Source organism: Sphingomonas sp. 179-A 2A2 NHS (assembly GCF_045371305.1).
In the GTDB taxonomy this organism is placed as follows: domain Bacteria; phylum Pseudomonadota; class Alphaproteobacteria; order Sphingomonadales; family Sphingomonadaceae; genus Sphingomonas.
Map to the genome: position 1 here is coordinate 515,533 of NZ_JBIQDE010000002.1, position 16,000 is coordinate 531,532.

The following is a 16,000-nucleotide window of genomic DNA, read 5'->3' on the forward strand; positions in this document are numbered from 1 at the left end:
TGCTTCGGCCGGGCTCAGTTGTGCCCGGCCGAAGGATAGCAGATCGCGCGCATCAGGCCTTTGCGGTCGAACGGCCTCCAATCGTCCTCCGGCTGCGCCAGCCGGTCGGCGATGGCGTAAAGCACGGCCGGGTTGACCGCGAGGCCGCAATGGCTGCCGTGCACCTCGATATTGTCGCTGTTGGCGGCGAACGGCTCCACGCAATTGCGCCAGGAAACGATGCCGTCCTCCCGGCTCCAGATCGCGGTGGAGGGCACCGGCGGCGGCGTGGTCCCCTCACGCAGTTGCGCGCGCGCGACCGGATCGTCGATCTTCTGCCCGCTCAGCAATTCGTAGATGCGCCACACGTTGGTCGCCCGCGGCGTGCCCGCAAAGGGTGAGCCGAGCGAGATCACCTGTCGCACCGCTTCGGGCATCCGCCGGCTCATCACGCGCGCCATCATTCCGCCCAGGCTCCAGCCGACCAGGCTCACCTTGCGTCCCGTCGCGCTGTGAATCTCTTTCACCCGCGCCGCCAGCTTCTCGCCTTCCCGGCCTATCGCACGCGGGCCGAGGTTCAGGCCCAGGTCCCAGCTGTGCACATCATAGCCGAGCCGCGCGAGGTAATGGCGCAGCACCGCCGTTGCCCGGTCGGAGGTGGAGAAGCCCGGCAGCACCAGCACCGGATGGCCGTCGCCGCGCGGCGCGCTCGCCAGCAGCGGCGCCGCCCAGGGCAGCGAACCCAGCTCGAACAATGCTCGCGGCAGTTCCGTCAGCGCCAGGAACGGGGAGGGGGGCTTTGCCGGTGCGGCCGGATCGCTGGCGGCTTTGGCCATGCGCAACGTCTCCTGAAGGATCACAAGGTCAACGCGCACCCAGATGCAAAGTTCGGCGCCCGCTCCCGGATCAGTTAATGTCGAAGCTCGAGCCGCGCTGTTCCGCGGCAGTGCGCGTCGCGTCGTACGCGAGGATCGCCAGGTCGTGGGCATTGCCCGTGCGATCGCGCACTTGGTTGCGCAACAGCGCCTCGCTGCGGAAGCCAAGGCTCTCGAACAGCGCGATCGCGCCTTGCTGGTCCGGCGTCATCGCGGCGGTCAGCTTGGCGAGGCCGCGTTCGTGCGCGACCCGCAACATCGCCTCAAGCAGGTCACGGCCGACCCCGACGCCGCGGCGCTCGTGCGAGACGAGCAGCCGCACCTCGCCGACGTGTGCGGACCAGCCCAGCGGATCCTGCACCAGCGCGGCGGTGCCGACGATCACGCCGTCATCCTCCGCCACCAGGCTGTCGATCCACCCCTCCGCGACCGCGCCGAGCCAGGCCGCGATCACCCGCGGATGCTTCAGGTCGCGGCCAAGGAACAGCAGGTCATGATCCGGCAGGCTGTTGGCGAAGGTGATCATCGCGTCGCGATCGGCAATGCGGAACCCTCTGATACGGTGCGTCATAAGGCCCTTTCGGCAAGCCATCCGGCGGGGGCGGGCCCGGTCCGGCCCGCGACGAAGCGGACATCGCCGCCCGTTGGAACGATCGCGTTCGCCTCGATCTTCGTGCGATCGGGCATGATCCATTCCATGCCGCAAAGACTTTCATGGCCCATCGCGAGCGTCAAGGCTGTTGCTGCGGCTCCTGCGACGCGGTGAGCGACGGCGCCCCTGCGGTGGTCTCCAGCTGCGAATCCCCGCCCAGCGTGCGATACAAGGTGACAAGGTTTGTCGCCCGCACCAGCCGGGTCTGCACCACGATCTGCTGTGCGGTGTAGAGCGACCGCTGCGCGTCGAGGCTGGTCAGGAACGTGTCGATCCCGCCGCGATAGCGGGCTTCGGTCAGTCGGAACGTATCGGCCGCGGCGCTCGCGAAGCGCTCGTTCGCGGCAAGCTCCTCGCTCACCGTCCCGCGCCGCGCCAGCGCGTCCGCCACTTCCCGGAACGCTGTCTGGATCGTCCCTTCATAGGTGGCGAGGGCGGCGCGCTGCAGCGCGGTCGCCTGTGCGATCCCCGCCCGCCCGGCGCCCGCGCGGAAGATCGGGTAATCCGCCGCGGCGCTCACATTCTTGGTCAGCGCGCCGCCGGTGAACAGCGAGGAGAGGGCGGTGCTCGCAAAGCTGAACAGCCCCGTCAGCGAGATCGTCGGGAACAGCGCGGCGCGCGCGGCGCCGATCTCGGCGTTGGCGGCGCGCAGGTCATATTCCGCCTGCACCACGTCCGGCCGGCGCAGCAGCACGCGGCTGTCGAGGCCGGCCGGCAGCTCCGCGATCGTGCCCGCGGCTTCTTCGATCGATCGCGGCAGCAGCGCCGGATCGACGGGCGCGCCGACCAGCAGCTGAAGCGCGTTCACGTCCTGCGCGATCGCGGTCCGCTGGCTGGCGATATTCGCCTCTGCCGTGGCCAGGATTTGCTCCGCTTGCCGCAGGTCCGTGCGCGGCGCGATTCCGCCTTCCACCCGTGCGCGCGTCAGTTGCACCGACCGCCGCGCGATCGCGGCCGTGTCTTCGGCCAGCTTCATCAGGCTCTGATCCGCGGCATAGGTCAGCCACGCCCCCGCCACATCACCCGTCAGCGTCAGGCGGACGGCGCGCGCCGCGGCCTCCTGCGAGAAATAGCGGTTGAGCGCCGCGTCGCTCAGTGATCGCACGCGGCCGAACAGGTCCAGCTCGAACGCATTGACGCCGGCCCGCGCGGTGTAGGTCGTCCCGCCGACGGTGAAGGCGCCGCCGGCCGCCGCGGCGCCTACTTCGCGGCGGTTGATGGCGCCGCCCACGTCGATCTGCGGGAACAGCTCGGCGCGCTGGATGCGATATTGCGCCCGCGCTGCCTCGATGTTCGCCACCGACGCGCGCAGGTTGCGATTGTTCGCCAGCGCCTGGTCGATCAGTTGCTGCAGCCGCGCATCGCGGAAGATGTCGCGATAGGAAACGCTGGGCAGCGCCGCCTCGGTCTGGCGCAGATAGGCGTCGCCCACCGGCCAGGACGCCGGCACCGGAAGTGCCGGCTGGACGTACTTTGGCGCCATGCTGCATGCCGCCAGGCCATTGCCGATCAGCGCCGTGCCGAGAAGGAGCGGGACAAGGCGGCGCATCACGATTGCTCCAGGCGCGGCGTGCCGCCGGGCGGCAGATTGTCGTCGGCCGGCGGGTGGTAGCCCGGCTCCTTCCCGCGCATTCGTGCCATGGTGTCACGGAAGCCGCGCCGCACCAGCACGAAGAACAGCGGGATGTAGAAGATCGCCAGCACCGTCGCGGTCAGCATGCCGCCGATCACCGCGGTGCCGATCGCGATACGGCTGTTCGCGCCAGCGCCGGTCGAGATCGCCAGCGGCAGCACGCCGAAGATGAAGGCAAGGCTGGTCATCAGGATCGGGCGCAGGCGGATCCGGGCGGCGGTCAGTGCGGCATCGATCACCCGCGCGCCCTTCTTCTCTTCCTGCTCGGCGAACTCGATCATCAGGATCGCGTTCTTCGCCGCGAGGCCCATCGTCGTCAGCAGGCCGATCTGCAGATATACGTCGTTGGTCAGCCCCCGCAGCGTGACGAAGGCGACCGCACCGATCAGGCCGAGCGGGATGACGAGCAGCACCGCGATCGGGATCGACCAGCTCTCGTACAGCGCCGCAAGGCACAGGAAGACGACGATGATCGACAGGCCGTAGAGTAGCGGCGCCTGTCCCGACGACAGCCGTTGCTGATAGGAAATGCCGGCCCAGGCGATGCTCGTCCCCGGGATCTGGCTGGCCAGTTCCTCGATCCGCGCCATTGCGTCGCCCGAGCTGCCGCCCGCGCTTTGCCCCTGGAATTCGAACGATTCGATGCCGTTGAAGCGCGAGACGGTGGTCGGCGCCTGCGACCAGCCGGTGGTCGCGAAGCTGGAGAAGGGCGCCATCTGCCCGTTCTGCCCGCGCACGAACCATTGGTAGAGGTCGTCGGGCGCCTCGCGATAAGGCGCGTCGCCCTGCACGTACACGCGCTTCACGCGTCCGCGATCGACGAAATCGTTGACGTACCGGCCACCCCAGGCGGTCGAGAGCGTTGTGTTCACATCGGTCTGCGAGATGCCGAGCGCGGCGATGCGCTGCGGATCGGTCTTCACCTGCAACGTGCCGATATCGGGCAGTTCGCTGAGGCGCACCCCGGTCAGCTTCGGATCGGCATTGGCCGCCGCCAGCAGCTTGTCGCGGGCCGCGGCGAACTCAGCCTTGCTCAGCCCACCGGTGTTCTGGAGCTCGAGCGTGAAGCCTTCGGACTGGCCGAGGCCGCGGATCGCCGGCGGCACCAGCGCGAACACCTGTGCGTCGCGCAGGGCGCGGAACGCCGCGGCGGCACGCGCCACGATCGCGTCGGCGGAGTTTTCCTTGCCCTTGCGGTCGGCCCAGTCGGTCAGCTGGACGAAGCCCTGGCCCGTATTCTGCCCGCTGACGCCGCCGCCACCGCCGCCGGAGACGGTGAACAGCGTCTTCACGTTGTTCTTCTCGTACGTCTCGAAATACTTCTCCACCTGCCGCTGCACCTGCATCGTCCGGCCGAGCGTCGCGCCGGCCGGCAGGCGATATTGCACGATCACGCCGCCCTGGTCCTCGGTCGGCAGGAAGCCGGTCGGGAGGCGAAGGAACAGCACCGCCAGCAAGCCGACGGTGGCGAGATACACCGCCACGAACAGCCACTTGCGATCCACCACGCGGCGCACCGCGGTCACGTAGCGCTCGGTGCCGCGCTCGAAGCTGGTGTTGAACCAGTCGCGCGCACGCTCCAGCCGCTCGTTCACCCACGCAAACCGGCTGCGCTTGGGCGTCTCGCCGTCGCCATTCTTGGCGTGCCGCTGGCGCAGCAGTGTCGCGGTAAGGGCCGGGGAGAGGATGATCGCCACCGCCACGGACAGCACCATCGCGGAGATGATGGTGATCGAGAACTGGCGATAGATGACGCCGGTCGATCCGCCGAAGAACGCCATCGGCAGGAAAACCGCCGACAGCACCAGCGCGATCGCCACCAGCGCCACGGTAATCTCGCGCATCGACTCGATCGTCGCTTCGCGCGGCGTCATCTCCGGGTTTTCCTCGAGCAACCGCTCGACGTTCTCCACCACGACGATCGCGTCGTCGACGAGCAGGCCGATCGCCAGCACCAGGCCGAACAGCGTCAGCGTGTTGATCGAGAAGCCGGCGAGATAGAAGACGGCGAAGGTCCCCAGCAGCACCACCGGCACCGCGATCGTCGGGATCAGCGTCGCGCGCCAGCTCTGCAGGAACACGAACATGACGATGATGACGAGGATGATGGCCTCGATCAGCGTCTTCACCACCTCGTCGATCGACAGCTTGATGAACGCGGTGGAATCGTTCGAATAGGCAACCCGCATGTTCGGCGGATAGGTCTTGGCGACGCGCGCGATCTCCGCCTTCACCAGTTCCGCGGTCTTTAGCGCATCGGCGCCGGGGGCGAGCAGCACCGCGATGCCGGCGCCCGGATGGCCGTTGATCCGGCTGCTCGCATTATAGCTTTCGGAGCCGAGCTCGACGCGCGCGACATCGCCGACGCGCACCGTCGCGCCGGAGGGCAGCGTCTTCAGGATGATGTCACGGAACTGCTGCGGCGTCTGCAGGCGCGATTGCGCCGTCACCGTCGCGTTCAGCATCTGCGTGTTCGGCATCGGCTGGCCGCCGATCTCGCCTGCCGCGACTTCCGTGTTCTGCGTCTGGATCGCGCTGATCACGTCACCCGGCATCAGCTGGAAACTGGCGAGCTTCGCCGGATCCAGCCAGATGCGCATCGCGTACTGCGAACCGAACACGTTGGTGTCGCCGACGCCCGGCACGCGGCCAAGCGGATCCTGCAGCGTCGAAACCATGAGGTCGGAGACGTCACGGTTCGTCATCTGGTCGCTGGCGTCATAGACGCCCGCGATCAGCAGGAAGTCGGGGTTCGACTTGCGCACCACCACGCCCTGCTGCTGCACCTGCGCCGGCAGGCGGCTCAGCGCCTGCTGGATCTGGTTCTGCACCTGCACCTGCGCGATGTCGGGATCGGTGCCCTTCGCGAAGGTGGCGGTGATCGAGACGGAGCCGCGCGAGGAGGAGGAGGAGGAGAAATACAGCAGCCCGTCGATGCCGGTCAGCTGCTGTTCCAGGATCTGGGTGACCGAATTCTCAATCGTCTCGGCATTGGCGCCGGGATACGTGGCGCGGATCGACACCTGCGGCGGCGCCACGTCGGGATATTGCGCGATCGGCAGCGACAGGATCGCGCCCACGCCCGCCATCATCACGATGATCGCGAGCACCCAGGCAAAGATCGGCCGGTCAATGAAAATGCGTGACACGTTAGGCGGCCTTGCCCTTGGCCTGCTGTTGCTGCTGCTTCAGCTGTTCGGGCGACGGTGGACGCACGATCTCCGGGGACGAGGCCGGCACCGGGCGCAGATCCGCGCCCTGACGCAGATTGCCCGTGCTCTGCGTGATCACCTTGTCGCCCGGGCGCAGGCCGCCGGTGACGACCCAGTTCTCGCCGATCGCCCGGCCCGCCTTCACAGTGCGCTGAACCGCCTTGTTGTTCGGCCCGACGATCCATACCGTGGCGTTGCCCTGCGGATCGCGCGAGACGGCCTGCTGCGGCACCAGGAAGGCGCTTGCGTCGATCGCCTGGGCGAACACCGCCTGCACGAACATGCCCGGCAGCAGCAGTGCATTTGGATTGGGGAAGCGCGCACGCATCGTCACCGTGCCGGTCTGCTCGTCGACCACCACTTCGGAGAATTCGACCACGCCGGTCGCGCCGTAATCGGCGCCGTCGGGCAGCTTCAGCCGCACCGTGGCGGTCGCCGGCAGCACGCCGCCGCTGGAAAGCGCGCGGCGCAGCTGCAGCATCGATGCTGCCGATTGCTGGATATCGACATAGATCGGGTCGAGCTGCTGGATCGATGCCAGCGGATCGGCCTGGCTCGTCGTCACCAGCGCGCCGACGGTGAAGATCGATCGCCCGATCCGCCCGGTGATCGGCGCCGGCACGGTGGTGAAGCGAAGGTTGATGCGCGCCGTTTCCAGCTGTGCCCGGTTCTGCGCGATCGCGGCCTCGGCCTGGCGCTGCGTCGCGACCGCGTCGGTATAGTCCTGCTTGCTCACCGCCTCGATCTGGGCGAGCGGGCGAAGCCGCTCGGCGCGGATCCGCGCGGCTTCCGCAGTGGCGCTCGCGCTGGCGACATTGGCCTGTGCCTCATTGGCGGCGGCGCGATAGAGGCTGGGGTCGATCTGGTAGAGCGGCTGGCCCTGGCGGACGACCGACCCTTCCTTGAAGAAGCGCTTCTGGATGATGCCGCTCACCTGCGGCCGCACCTCGGAACTGCGATAGGCGACGGTCCGCCCGGGCAGCTCGGTGATCAGCGGCACGCGCGTCGGCTGGACGACGACATAGCCGACCTGCGCCGGCCCGCCCCCGGGCCCGCCGGGTCCGCCCGCTCCCTTGCCTTCGCTTGCCTGTTCTCCGCCGCTGCATGCGGCCAGCACCAGCGCCCCCGCCAGGGCGAGCCCTCGTCCGTTCATCAGATGCATCAATCCCGCTCGCAGCCCGTCGCTCTCATCAACGGACAAGCCGCCTCGCCGCGCTGAACAAACAGACGATGCATTATATCCCGTTCTCCGCAAGAGGGCTGCTTTCTCCGCATGAGGATCGCTCCAGCGCGGCGCCGCGACACCGCGGAAACTTATTGAAACGCTGGGCGATAGTGACGGCCGTAACCGCTTTCGAAGCGCCGTTCCACCCCTCGTCGTTGAGGATTATTACGTAGTCATCGCAACCTTTTGCCTGTGGCATCGTTAGCCGGAGCGGAGGGGGTATAGCCAAAGATGCAGCCCCGCCGGTACGAGAAGGGGCAGTGCGTGGGGTTCAATTCCGGGTGTCATCGCTGGTTGGCTGCTGCGTTGCTTGCGGCATCGACGGCAGCCGGCGGACAGATGGCAAAGCCCGGCACCGCGCCGGCGCAGGGGCCGGATGCGCCGAAGCCACGTCCGGGCGACAACCAGACGTCCGCTCAGCCAGCGCCGGGAACGCCGGCGGTTGATCCGCAGGGCAATGCCCCCATCGTCCCCGATGCGACCTTCGATGCCGCACTCCCGCCGCTGTCGAACGACATCAATGCGCCGCTCGAGCCGATGCCGGCGGACGCCGGCACGCCGGCACAGCCACCGATCACGTCCGCACCTGCCACTTCAGCGCCATCCACCGCCACGCCGGCCCCGATCGTTCCGACCGGCACCATGCCGCCGCCGGCACCGCTCGATGGCGAACTGGCGCAGCCGCTCACCCCGCTCAGCAGCACCGACACGGTTCCGCTGGTGACCGCCGCCGATGTCGCCGACGCGGATGCACCCGAGATCCGCTACGAAACCGAAGTCCGCGGCCTTGCGGATATTGGGCTGGAAGGCGAGTTCAAGTCGCTGTCGGCGTTGCGGGAAGGCGACGGAAAGGCCGCCAACGCCACGCAGGTGAATGCCCGCGCCCAGGAGGATGCGCAGCTCGCCATCCGCCTGATGAAATCGATGGGCTATTATGATGGCGTCGCCACTTCCACGCTGGAGGCGGTTCCCGGTGAGCCCGGCCGCCTTCGCGTTGTCATCGCCGCCACGCCCGGTCCGCTCTTCACGCTGGCCAAGGTCACGGTCGACGCCGATCCGACGGTGCCGCCGGACCTCGTGCGCACCCAGCTGCCGCTCAAGGTCGGTGATCCGATCGAGGCGGCCCGGATCCAGGGTGCGGAGGCCAACGTCAGCCTCGTCCTGCCGCAGCGCGGCTATCCCTTCGTAAAGGTGGGTGAGCGCGACATCCTGCTCGATGATGAGACGTTCACGGGCGATTACACGCTTCCGGTGGAAACCGGCCCGCGTTCGTCGTTCGGTCGGCTGCGCATGGAGGGCGATCCGGTCTTCGATCTCGATCACCTCTCGATCTTCCCGCGCTTCAAGCAGGGGCAGCTCTACGACAATCGCCTGGCCGACGATCTGCGCGAGGCGCTGGTCGCGACCGGCCTGTTCGATCGCGTGGGCGTGGAACCGGTGCGCACGGGGCAGCCGGGGCCCGACGGCACCGAGCAGGTGGATCTGCTGGTCAAGCAGGCAAAGGGCAAGTGGCGCAGCCTCGGCGGCAGCGCCGGCTATGGCACTGGGGAGGGCGTGAAGCTCGCCGGCGGCTGGACGCACCGCAATCTCTTCCCACCCGAAGGCGCCGTCATCCTCGCCGCAGTCGCCGGTACGCAGCAGCAGGGCGCGGCAGCCACGTTCCGGCGGCAGAATGCGGGCAAGCGCGACCGCACCTTTGCCGCCGGCATCACCGCCGATCACTCCAACTATGATGCGTTCGACGCCTTCACCGGCACGGCCTATGCGCGCTGGTCATACGATTCCACGCCGATCTGGCAGAAGCGTTTCACCTATGTGTTCGGCGGCGAACTCGTCCTCACCAACGAAAGCGTGTTCGACTTCGAGCGCAACGAGCGCGTCCGCCGCACCTATGGCATCGCCGCGATCCCCACGCAGGCCGTGTGGGATACGTCGAACGATCTGCTCAACCCGACGAAGGGGTATCGCCTGAAGCTCAATCTCAGCCCGGAAACCTCCGTTCAGGGCGAGGTGCGCCCCTATGCCCGCACGATGGTGGAGGCGACCGCCTATGTGCCGGTCAGCGACAGCCTCGTTATCGCGGGGCGCGCACGTGCCGGCTCGATCTTCGGCATCGCGCGCGACGATATCGCGCCGTCGCGGCGCTATTACGGCGGCGGCGGCGGCTCGGTCCGTGGCTATGGCTATCAGCGGCTCGGCCCGCTCGAGCCGGTCTCCACACTGATCCCCGACGAAGACGGCAACATCGATTACGCCGATCTGCGCCCGATCGGCGGCCGCAGCATCAACGAATTCTCGCTGGAGGCGCGCTACCGCTTCGGCAATTTCGGCATCGTCCCCTTCATCGATGCCGGCAATGCCTATGAAAGTACCTTCCCCAAGGCGTCGGACTTGCGCTTCGGCGCTGGCATCGGCGGGCGGTTCTACACCAATTTTGGGCCGATGCGCGTCGACGTCGCGACACCGCTGAACCCGCGGCCGGGTGATCCGAAGATCGCGCTCTACGTCTCCGTCGGTCAGGCATTCTGATGGCCATGGACAACGCCCAGACCGTCCCGGCCGAGGAAGTCACCGTTCACCGGCCGCTCTGGCAGCGCATCCTGAAGTGGATCGGGATCGCGCTGCTCGTGCTCCTGTTCCTGCTCGTCGCGATCATCTTCGGCATCAACACCGATCCGGGCCGCCGCCTCGTGGCGGACCAGATCGGTGGGTACCGCACCGCCGGCGGGCTCAACATCAAGGTCGGGCGGATCGACGGCTCGCTCTACGGCCGCATGGTGCTCAGCGACGTGCGCGTCAGCGATCCGAAGGGCGTGTTCATTTCCTCGCCGCGGCTCGATGTGGACTGGCGGCCGTTCTCGTTCATCAACAACCACGTCAACGTGAAGAGCTTGGAAAGCCAGCTCATCACCATGACGCGCAATCCCGAATTCATCCCGCAGCCGAGTGACCCCAACGCGCCGCTGCTGCCCGATCTCGATATCGATATCGATCGGCTTCGCGTCGCCCGCTTCGTCATGGAGCCCGCGGTCGCGGGGCAGCGCCACATCGCGCAGATCAACGGCGCGGCACATATCGCCGATCGCCGCGCGCAGCTGACGGTCGACGCTGGCGCATTGCGTGCGCCCGGCATCGCAGGCGGCGACACGCTGAAGCTCCGGCTCGATGCCGTGCCGGACGAGAACAAGCTTGATATCGATGCGCGCCTCTTCGCGCCGGCGGGCGGCCTCGTCTCTGGCCTCGCCGGCACCAAGGCGCCGCTCACCGCCACGATCGACGGGCGCGGCGACTGGAAGTCGTGGCAGGGCAAGGCCGTCGCGACGCTGGGCGCCGGCCGGCTCGCCGATCTGAACCTCTCGGCGCGCAACGGGCATATCGAGATTCGCGGCGCCACGCGCCCCGGACTCTATCTCGAGGGGCCGGTCGAACGTCTCACCGCGCCGCAGCTCGATGTCGCGATTGACACTACGTTGGCAGAACGCCGGGCCGATACCCGCGTCAAGCTCACCTCCTCGGCGCTCGCTGTAGACGCTGGCGGCATCCTCGATTTCGCCAACAGCCAGTTCGGCAATTTCGCGGTCGATGCGAAGCTGCTCACCCCCGGTGCGATAGCGCCTAACCTGCGCGGTCGCGACGTGCTCGCGCGCGTCGTCCTGAACGGCGCATTCGCCACGCCCACCGTCGATTACAAGGTCCGCGCCACCGCGCTGGGCTTCGCCGAAACCACGGTCGAGAACCTTTATGCCGAGGGGCTCGCGCGGGTCGACGCCGATCGCATCATGGTGCCGGTGCACGCCCGCGCGCGGCGGATCAGCGGCCTCAACCCGGCGCTCGGCGGGCTGACCACCAATGTGCGGATCGACGGCGATCTCGCGATCGACATGCCGACCATCCTGTCGGACAATCTGCGCATCCGGTCGGATACGATCGATGCCACCGCGATCGTCGCCGCCAACATGGAAACGGGGCGCTACACCGGCGCGCTGAAGGGCCGGGTCAACAATTTCCGCGTCGAAAGCGTCGGCATCATCAATCTCAACACCGATGCCGAACTGGTGACGAAGCCCAACGGCGGCTTCGGCATCGTCGGCCGGGTCGGCATCCAGACGCGTCAGATCTTCAACGATGGCGTGCGCAGCTTCCTCGGCGGCAATGCCACGATCTTCAGCAACTTCGGCTATGATACCGACGGCATCGTCACCTTCCGCAGTCTGAAGGTGAACGCGCCGCAATTCCGCGTGACGAACGGGCAGGGCCGGTACGACCTCAATACCGGCGCGGTGCTCGTCTCGGCAGACGCTTATTCGAACCAATACGGTCCCTTGTCCGCGCGCGTCACCGGCAGCGCTGCTGCGCCGGTGGTGACGCTGCGTGCCCCGCGGCCCGGGGTCGGCGTCGGTCTCGTCGATCTCAATGCGCGCATCGTCGGCCGCGGCGGCGCCTACGCGGTGACGGCGACCGGTGGCACCACCTACGGCCCATTCACCGCAGACGTTCTGGTGCGGCCGGGCGCGCAACTTGCGATCGACATCCGGCGTATCGTCTTTGCCGGCGTCAACTTCTCCGGCCGTGTCGTGCAGACCGCGGCGGGGCCCTTCTCAGGCCGGGTACAATTCGCCGGCTCTGGCCTCACGGGTGCAGTCCAGCTCGGCGCGCAGGGCAAATACCAGCGCGCCGACGTCAACGCCCGCGCCTATGCCGCCACCATCCCGGGCGACGTCGATTTCGTAATCGGCCGCGCCCTCGTGACGGCAAGCATCGTGCTGTACGATACGCCGCAGGTGGTCGCCGACGCGCAGGTCGCCGACCTCCGCTACGGCCCGACGGTGATCCAGACTGGCCGGGTTAAGGTGAACTATGCCGGCGGGCGCGGCACGGCGCAGGCGCTGTTCACCGGTTCGAACGGCGTGCCGTTCCGCCTCGCCGCCAACGCCCGGCTTGCGCCCAACGACTATCTCGTCGCGCTGCAGGGCCAGGCAAATGCGATCAACTTCCGCACCGGAAACCCTGCGCGGATCACCGCCAGCAACGGCACCTATCGCCTCGCGCCGACGCAGATCCTGTTCGATCAGGGCCGTGCGCGGATCGCCGGCACCTATGGCAGCGGCGTCACCGCGCAGCTGCGGCTCGATGCGCTCGATCTCTCGGTCGCGAATGCGCTGGTTCCGAATCTCGGCATCGGCGGCAAGGCAACCGGCAGCCTCGATTTCGCGCAGGCGAATGCCAGTGCGTTCCCGCAGGCCGATGTGCGCCTGGCGATCAACGGCTTCACCCGCTCCAGCCTCGCCACCGTGTCGGATCCGGTCGACGTGGTCTTCGCCGGTCGCCTCGTCAGCGACGGCGCGGAAGCACGCGCGCTGTTCAAGCGCGGGCCGACCACCGTCGGACGGATGCAGGCTTTCCTTCGCCCGCTCGGCGCCGGCGGTTCGTGGGTGTCGCGCCTGATGGCCGCGCCGCTCAGCGGCGGCATCCGCTACAATGGCCCGTCGGGCGTGCTGTTCAGCCTGGCGGCGCTCCCGGAACAGCAGCTCAGCGGCCCGATCGCGATCGCCGCTGATTTCGGCGGCCGCCTGTCCGCGCCGCGGCTGAACGGCGTGATCCGCGCCGATGCGCTCACCTACGACAATGAAACGTACGGCACGCGCCTGTCGCAGATGGCGATCCGTGCGCGCTTCAATAACGATCGGCTGCAGCTCGACAGCCTCACCGCGCGGGCCGGCAGCGGCACCGTCCAGGCACAGGGCTATGTCAGCCTCGCCGCGGAGCAGGGCTATCCGCTTCAGATCGACGCGCGCCTTAACGATGCGCAGCTCGCCCGATCGGATTCGATCGGCGCCACCGCCACCGGCACGGTGTCGATCACCAACGGGCGCGGTGGCGGCCTGATCAAGGCCGATCTCACCATCCCCGAGGCACGCTACGAGATCATCCGTCAGGGCGCGGCCGAGGTGCCCGAGCTCACCGGCGTGCGTCGCAAGAGCGACATTCGCCCCGCGCGCATCACCGATCGCCCGCCGCCCGCATCTCCGCCGGGCCTGTTCCGCCTCGACATGCGGATCCGTGCGGACAACCGCCTGTTCGTCTCCGGCATGGGGCTGGAAAGCGAATGGGAGGCCGACATCCGCGTCGGCGGCACTTCCGCTGCCCCGACGATCAGTGGCGGGCTCGATATCGTGCGCGGCACCTATTCCTTCGCCGGCAAGCGCTTCGAGGTGGATCGCGGCCGCATCCGCTTCGTCGGCGGCCCGCTGACGGATCCGGAGATCGATATCCGCGCGACGACGGTCAACGCGGGTACCACTTTCGTCATCAGCATTACCGGCACCGGCCAGCGCCCGCAGATCAGCTTCACCTCCACGCCCAGCCTGCCGCAGGACGAGGTGCTGAGCCGCCTGCTCTTCGGCACCAACCCGGAGAATCTGTCGGCGACCGAGGCGATCCAGCTAGCCGCAGCGCTCAACTCGCTGCGCGGCTCGGGCGGCGGCTTGAACCCGCTCGGCAAGCTGCGCTCCGCCACCGGCTTCGATCGCCTGCGCATCCTCGGCGCGGACGAAGCGACCGGCCGTGGCAGCGCGCTGGCGGCGGGCAAGTACCTCACCGACAACATCTATATCGAGATCGTGACCGACGCTCGCGGCTTCACCGCGACGCAGCTCACCATCGCGCTCACCAAGTCGCTGAGCCTGCTCACCCAGGCGGGCTCGTTCGGCGGATCGAACGCGGAGCTTCGCTACTCGAAGGATTATTGAGGGTAGGTCAGGCATCGTGCGCCGCCCGTGATGATGGGCGGGGCACTACGCCGACGCCCCGGTGGCGATCGGTCCTTTTCCGCAACCGATTGATGCGATACGATGCGCGTCAAGGAAGAGGATCGCGCATGAAGCAGCACGTAGACGTCATCATTGTTGGCGCCGGCCTGTCCGGCATCGGCGCGGCGCATCACCTGCAGGAACGCTGCCCGGACCGCAGCTACCTCATCCTCGAAGCGCGCCAGGCGATGGGCGGCACCTGGGACCTCTTCCGCTATCCCGGCATCCGGTCAGACAGCGATATGCACACCCTGGGGTACAATTTCCGTCCCTGGACGAAGGCCAAGTCGATCGCCGATGGGCCATCGATCCGCGAATATATCGAGGAAACGGCGCGCGATGGCGGGATCGACCGGAACATCCGCTTCGGCCACCGCGTCACCGGCCTTGAATGGTCGACGCCTGACGCGTGCTGGACGATCAGCGCCGATGGCCCAGACGGTCCCGTCCAGTTCACCTGCAACTTCGTCCACATGTGCTCGGGCTATTACGATTACGATCGCGGCCACACGCCGCATTTCGAGGGGCAGGAGGATTTTGGCGGCCGCATCGTCCATCCGCAGCATTGGCCCGAAGATCTCGATTACAGCGGCAAGCGCGTGGTGGTGATCGGCAGCGGCGCCACCGCAGTCACGCTGGTGCCGGAAATGGCGAAGCAGGCCGCCAGCGTCACCATGCTGCAGCGCTCGCCCACCTATGTCGTCTCGCGCCCCGGCCAGGATGCGCTCGCCAACTGGCTGCGCGCCAAGCTGCCGAGCAAGGCGGCGTACGGCATGACGCGGTGGAAGAACGTCATCATGGGGATGATCTTCTACCGGATGACACGCACCAAGCCTGAAAAGGTGAAGCAGAAGCTGCTCGATCAGGTCCGCGAGCATCTCGGCCCCGACTATGACGTCGCGACCCATTTCACCCCGCGCTACAATCCCTGGGATCAGCGGCTGTGCCTCGTGCCGGACGCCGATCTGTTCGATACGATCAAGGCTGGCCGCGCCGATGTCGTCACCGACACGATCGAGCGGTTCACGCCCAATGGCATCCTGCTGACGTCGGGTCGCGAACTGCCGGCGGATATCATCGTCACGGCTACCGGGCTCGAGGTGAAGCTCCTCAGCGGCATCAGCCCGGTGGTGGACGGCGTGCCGGTGAACCTCGGCAAGGCGCTCCAGTACAAGGGCATGATGTTCTCGGACGTGCCGAACCTCGCCTTCACGTTCGGCTACACCAATGCCTCGTGGACGCTGAAGGCAGATCTCGTCGCCATGTATATGTGCCGCGTCCTCAACACGATGAAGAAGCGTGGCTTGCGTCAGGCAACGCCGCGCGTTGGCGACGAGACGATCACGCCCGAGCCGTTCGTCGATTTCAGCTCCGGCTACATCCAGCGCGTGGCCGATCAGTTGCCCAAGCAGGGCAACCGCAAGCCGTGGAAGCTCAACCAGAATTATGCGCTGGACGTGATGGCGCTGCGTTTCGGCTCGGTCGACGACAGCATGGAGTTCTCGAACCCCGCGCCCGCCCGCGCGAAGGCGGCAGCATAGGCGGCTAAAGCGTCACAGGCTCCGGCCGGGACGCTTGTTATTCACACCCCCACCCGCCGGCGGGGGCAGGGGGT

General features: G+C 67.6%; 9 protein-coding genes. 3 read left to right on the forward strand and 6 right to left on the reverse strand.

Annotated features, from left to right (window positions below; translation table 11 throughout):
* Positions 1-14: 14 nt before the first annotated feature.
* The 6 genes from ACH0AE_RS05755 to ACH0AE_RS05780 all read right to left on the reverse strand — a co-directional run bounded on the left by ACH0AE_RS05755 (position 15) and on the right by ACH0AE_RS05780 (position 7,513).
* Positions 15-815 (reverse strand): alpha/beta fold hydrolase, encoded by an 801-nt coding sequence (locus ACH0AE_RS05755; RefSeq protein ID WP_294442385.1) that lies wholly within the window; start codon positions 813-815, stop codon positions 15-17.
* 70 nt (positions 816-885) lie between these two features.
* Positions 886-1,425, reverse strand: coding sequence for a GNAT family N-acetyltransferase (locus tag ACH0AE_RS05760; RefSeq protein WP_294442386.1), 540 nt, complete (start codon positions 1,423-1,425; stop codon positions 886-888).
* Positions 1,422-1,589, reverse strand: coding sequence for a hypothetical protein (locus tag ACH0AE_RS05765; RefSeq protein WP_294442387.1), 168 nt, complete (start codon positions 1,587-1,589; stop codon positions 1,422-1,424). The genes ACH0AE_RS05760 and ACH0AE_RS05765 overlap by 4 nt, the downstream gene beginning before the upstream one ends.
* Positions 1,586-3,055 (reverse strand): efflux transporter outer membrane subunit, encoded by a 1,470-nt coding sequence (locus ACH0AE_RS05770; protein ID WP_294442388.1) that lies wholly within the window; start codon positions 3,053-3,055, stop codon positions 1,586-1,588. The genes ACH0AE_RS05765 and ACH0AE_RS05770 overlap by 4 nt, the downstream gene beginning before the upstream one ends.
* A complete protein-coding gene (locus ACH0AE_RS05775) occupies positions 3,055-6,231 on the reverse strand; it encodes a multidrug efflux RND transporter permease subunit (protein ID WP_406875549.1) in 3,177 nt (1,058 codons plus the stop codon). The genes ACH0AE_RS05770 and ACH0AE_RS05775 overlap by 1 nt, the downstream gene beginning before the upstream one ends.
* A gap of 58 nt (positions 6,232-6,289) precedes the next feature.
* Positions 6,290-7,513, reverse strand: a complete 1,224-nt coding sequence (locus ACH0AE_RS05780; RefSeq protein ID WP_294442390.1) for an efflux RND transporter periplasmic adaptor subunit — start codon at positions 7,511-7,513, stop codon at positions 6,290-6,292.
* A 402-nt stretch (positions 7,514-7,915) separates the two neighbouring features.
* Here ACH0AE_RS05780 and ACH0AE_RS05785 point away from each other — a divergent pair, with 402 nt between their 5' ends.
* The 3 genes from ACH0AE_RS05785 (at position 7,916) to ACH0AE_RS05795 (ending at position 15,926) form a co-directional block, all read left to right on the forward strand.
* Positions 7,916-10,105 (forward strand): autotransporter assembly complex family protein, encoded by a 2,190-nt coding sequence (locus ACH0AE_RS05785; protein WP_294442391.1) that lies wholly within the window; start codon positions 7,916-7,918, stop codon positions 10,103-10,105.
* Between the two features lie 5 nt (positions 10,106-10,110).
* Positions 10,111-14,325 (forward strand): translocation/assembly module TamB domain-containing protein, encoded by a 4,215-nt coding sequence (locus ACH0AE_RS05790; protein ID WP_294442426.1) that lies wholly within the window; start codon positions 10,111-10,113, stop codon positions 14,323-14,325.
* Positions 14,326-14,453: 128 nt separating this feature from the next.
* The gene (locus tag ACH0AE_RS05795) at positions 14,454-15,926 is read left to right on the forward strand and encodes an NAD(P)/FAD-dependent oxidoreductase (protein WP_294442392.1); all 1,473 of its coding nucleotides are present in this window, start codon (positions 14,454-14,456) and stop codon (positions 15,924-15,926) included.
* Positions 15,927-16,000: the final 74 nt, after the last annotated feature.

Bases quoted from the DNA above. Each gene is read 5' to 3' on its own strand.
- ACH0AE_RS05755 (WP_294442385.1), bottom strand. From the start codon at position 815: ATGGCCAAAGCCGCCAGCGATCCGGCCGCACCGGCAAAGCCCCCCTCC.
- ACH0AE_RS05760 (WP_294442386.1), bottom strand. From the start codon at position 1,425: ATGACGCACCGTATCAGAGGGTTCCGCATTGCCGATCGCGACGCGATG.
- ACH0AE_RS05770 (WP_294442388.1), bottom strand. From the start codon at position 3,055: ATGCGCCGCCTTGTCCCGCTCCTTCTCGGCACGGCGCTGATCGGCAAT.
- ACH0AE_RS05775 (WP_406875549.1), bottom strand. From the start codon at position 6,231: ATGATGGCGGGCGTGGGCGCGATCCTGTCGCTGCCGATCGCGCAATAT.
- ACH0AE_RS05780 (WP_294442390.1), bottom strand. From the start codon at position 7,513: ATGCATCTGATGAACGGACGAGGGCTCGCCCTGGCGGGGGCGCTGGTG.
- ACH0AE_RS05785 (WP_294442391.1), top strand. From the start codon at position 7,916: ATGGCAAAGCCCGGCACCGCGCCGGCGCAGGGGCCGGATGCGCCGAAG.
- ACH0AE_RS05790 (WP_294442426.1), top strand. From the start codon at position 10,111: ATGGACAACGCCCAGACCGTCCCGGCCGAGGAAGTCACCGTTCACCGG.
- ACH0AE_RS05795 (WP_294442392.1), top strand. From the start codon at position 14,454: ATGAAGCAGCACGTAGACGTCATCATTGTTGGCGCCGGCCTGTCCGGC.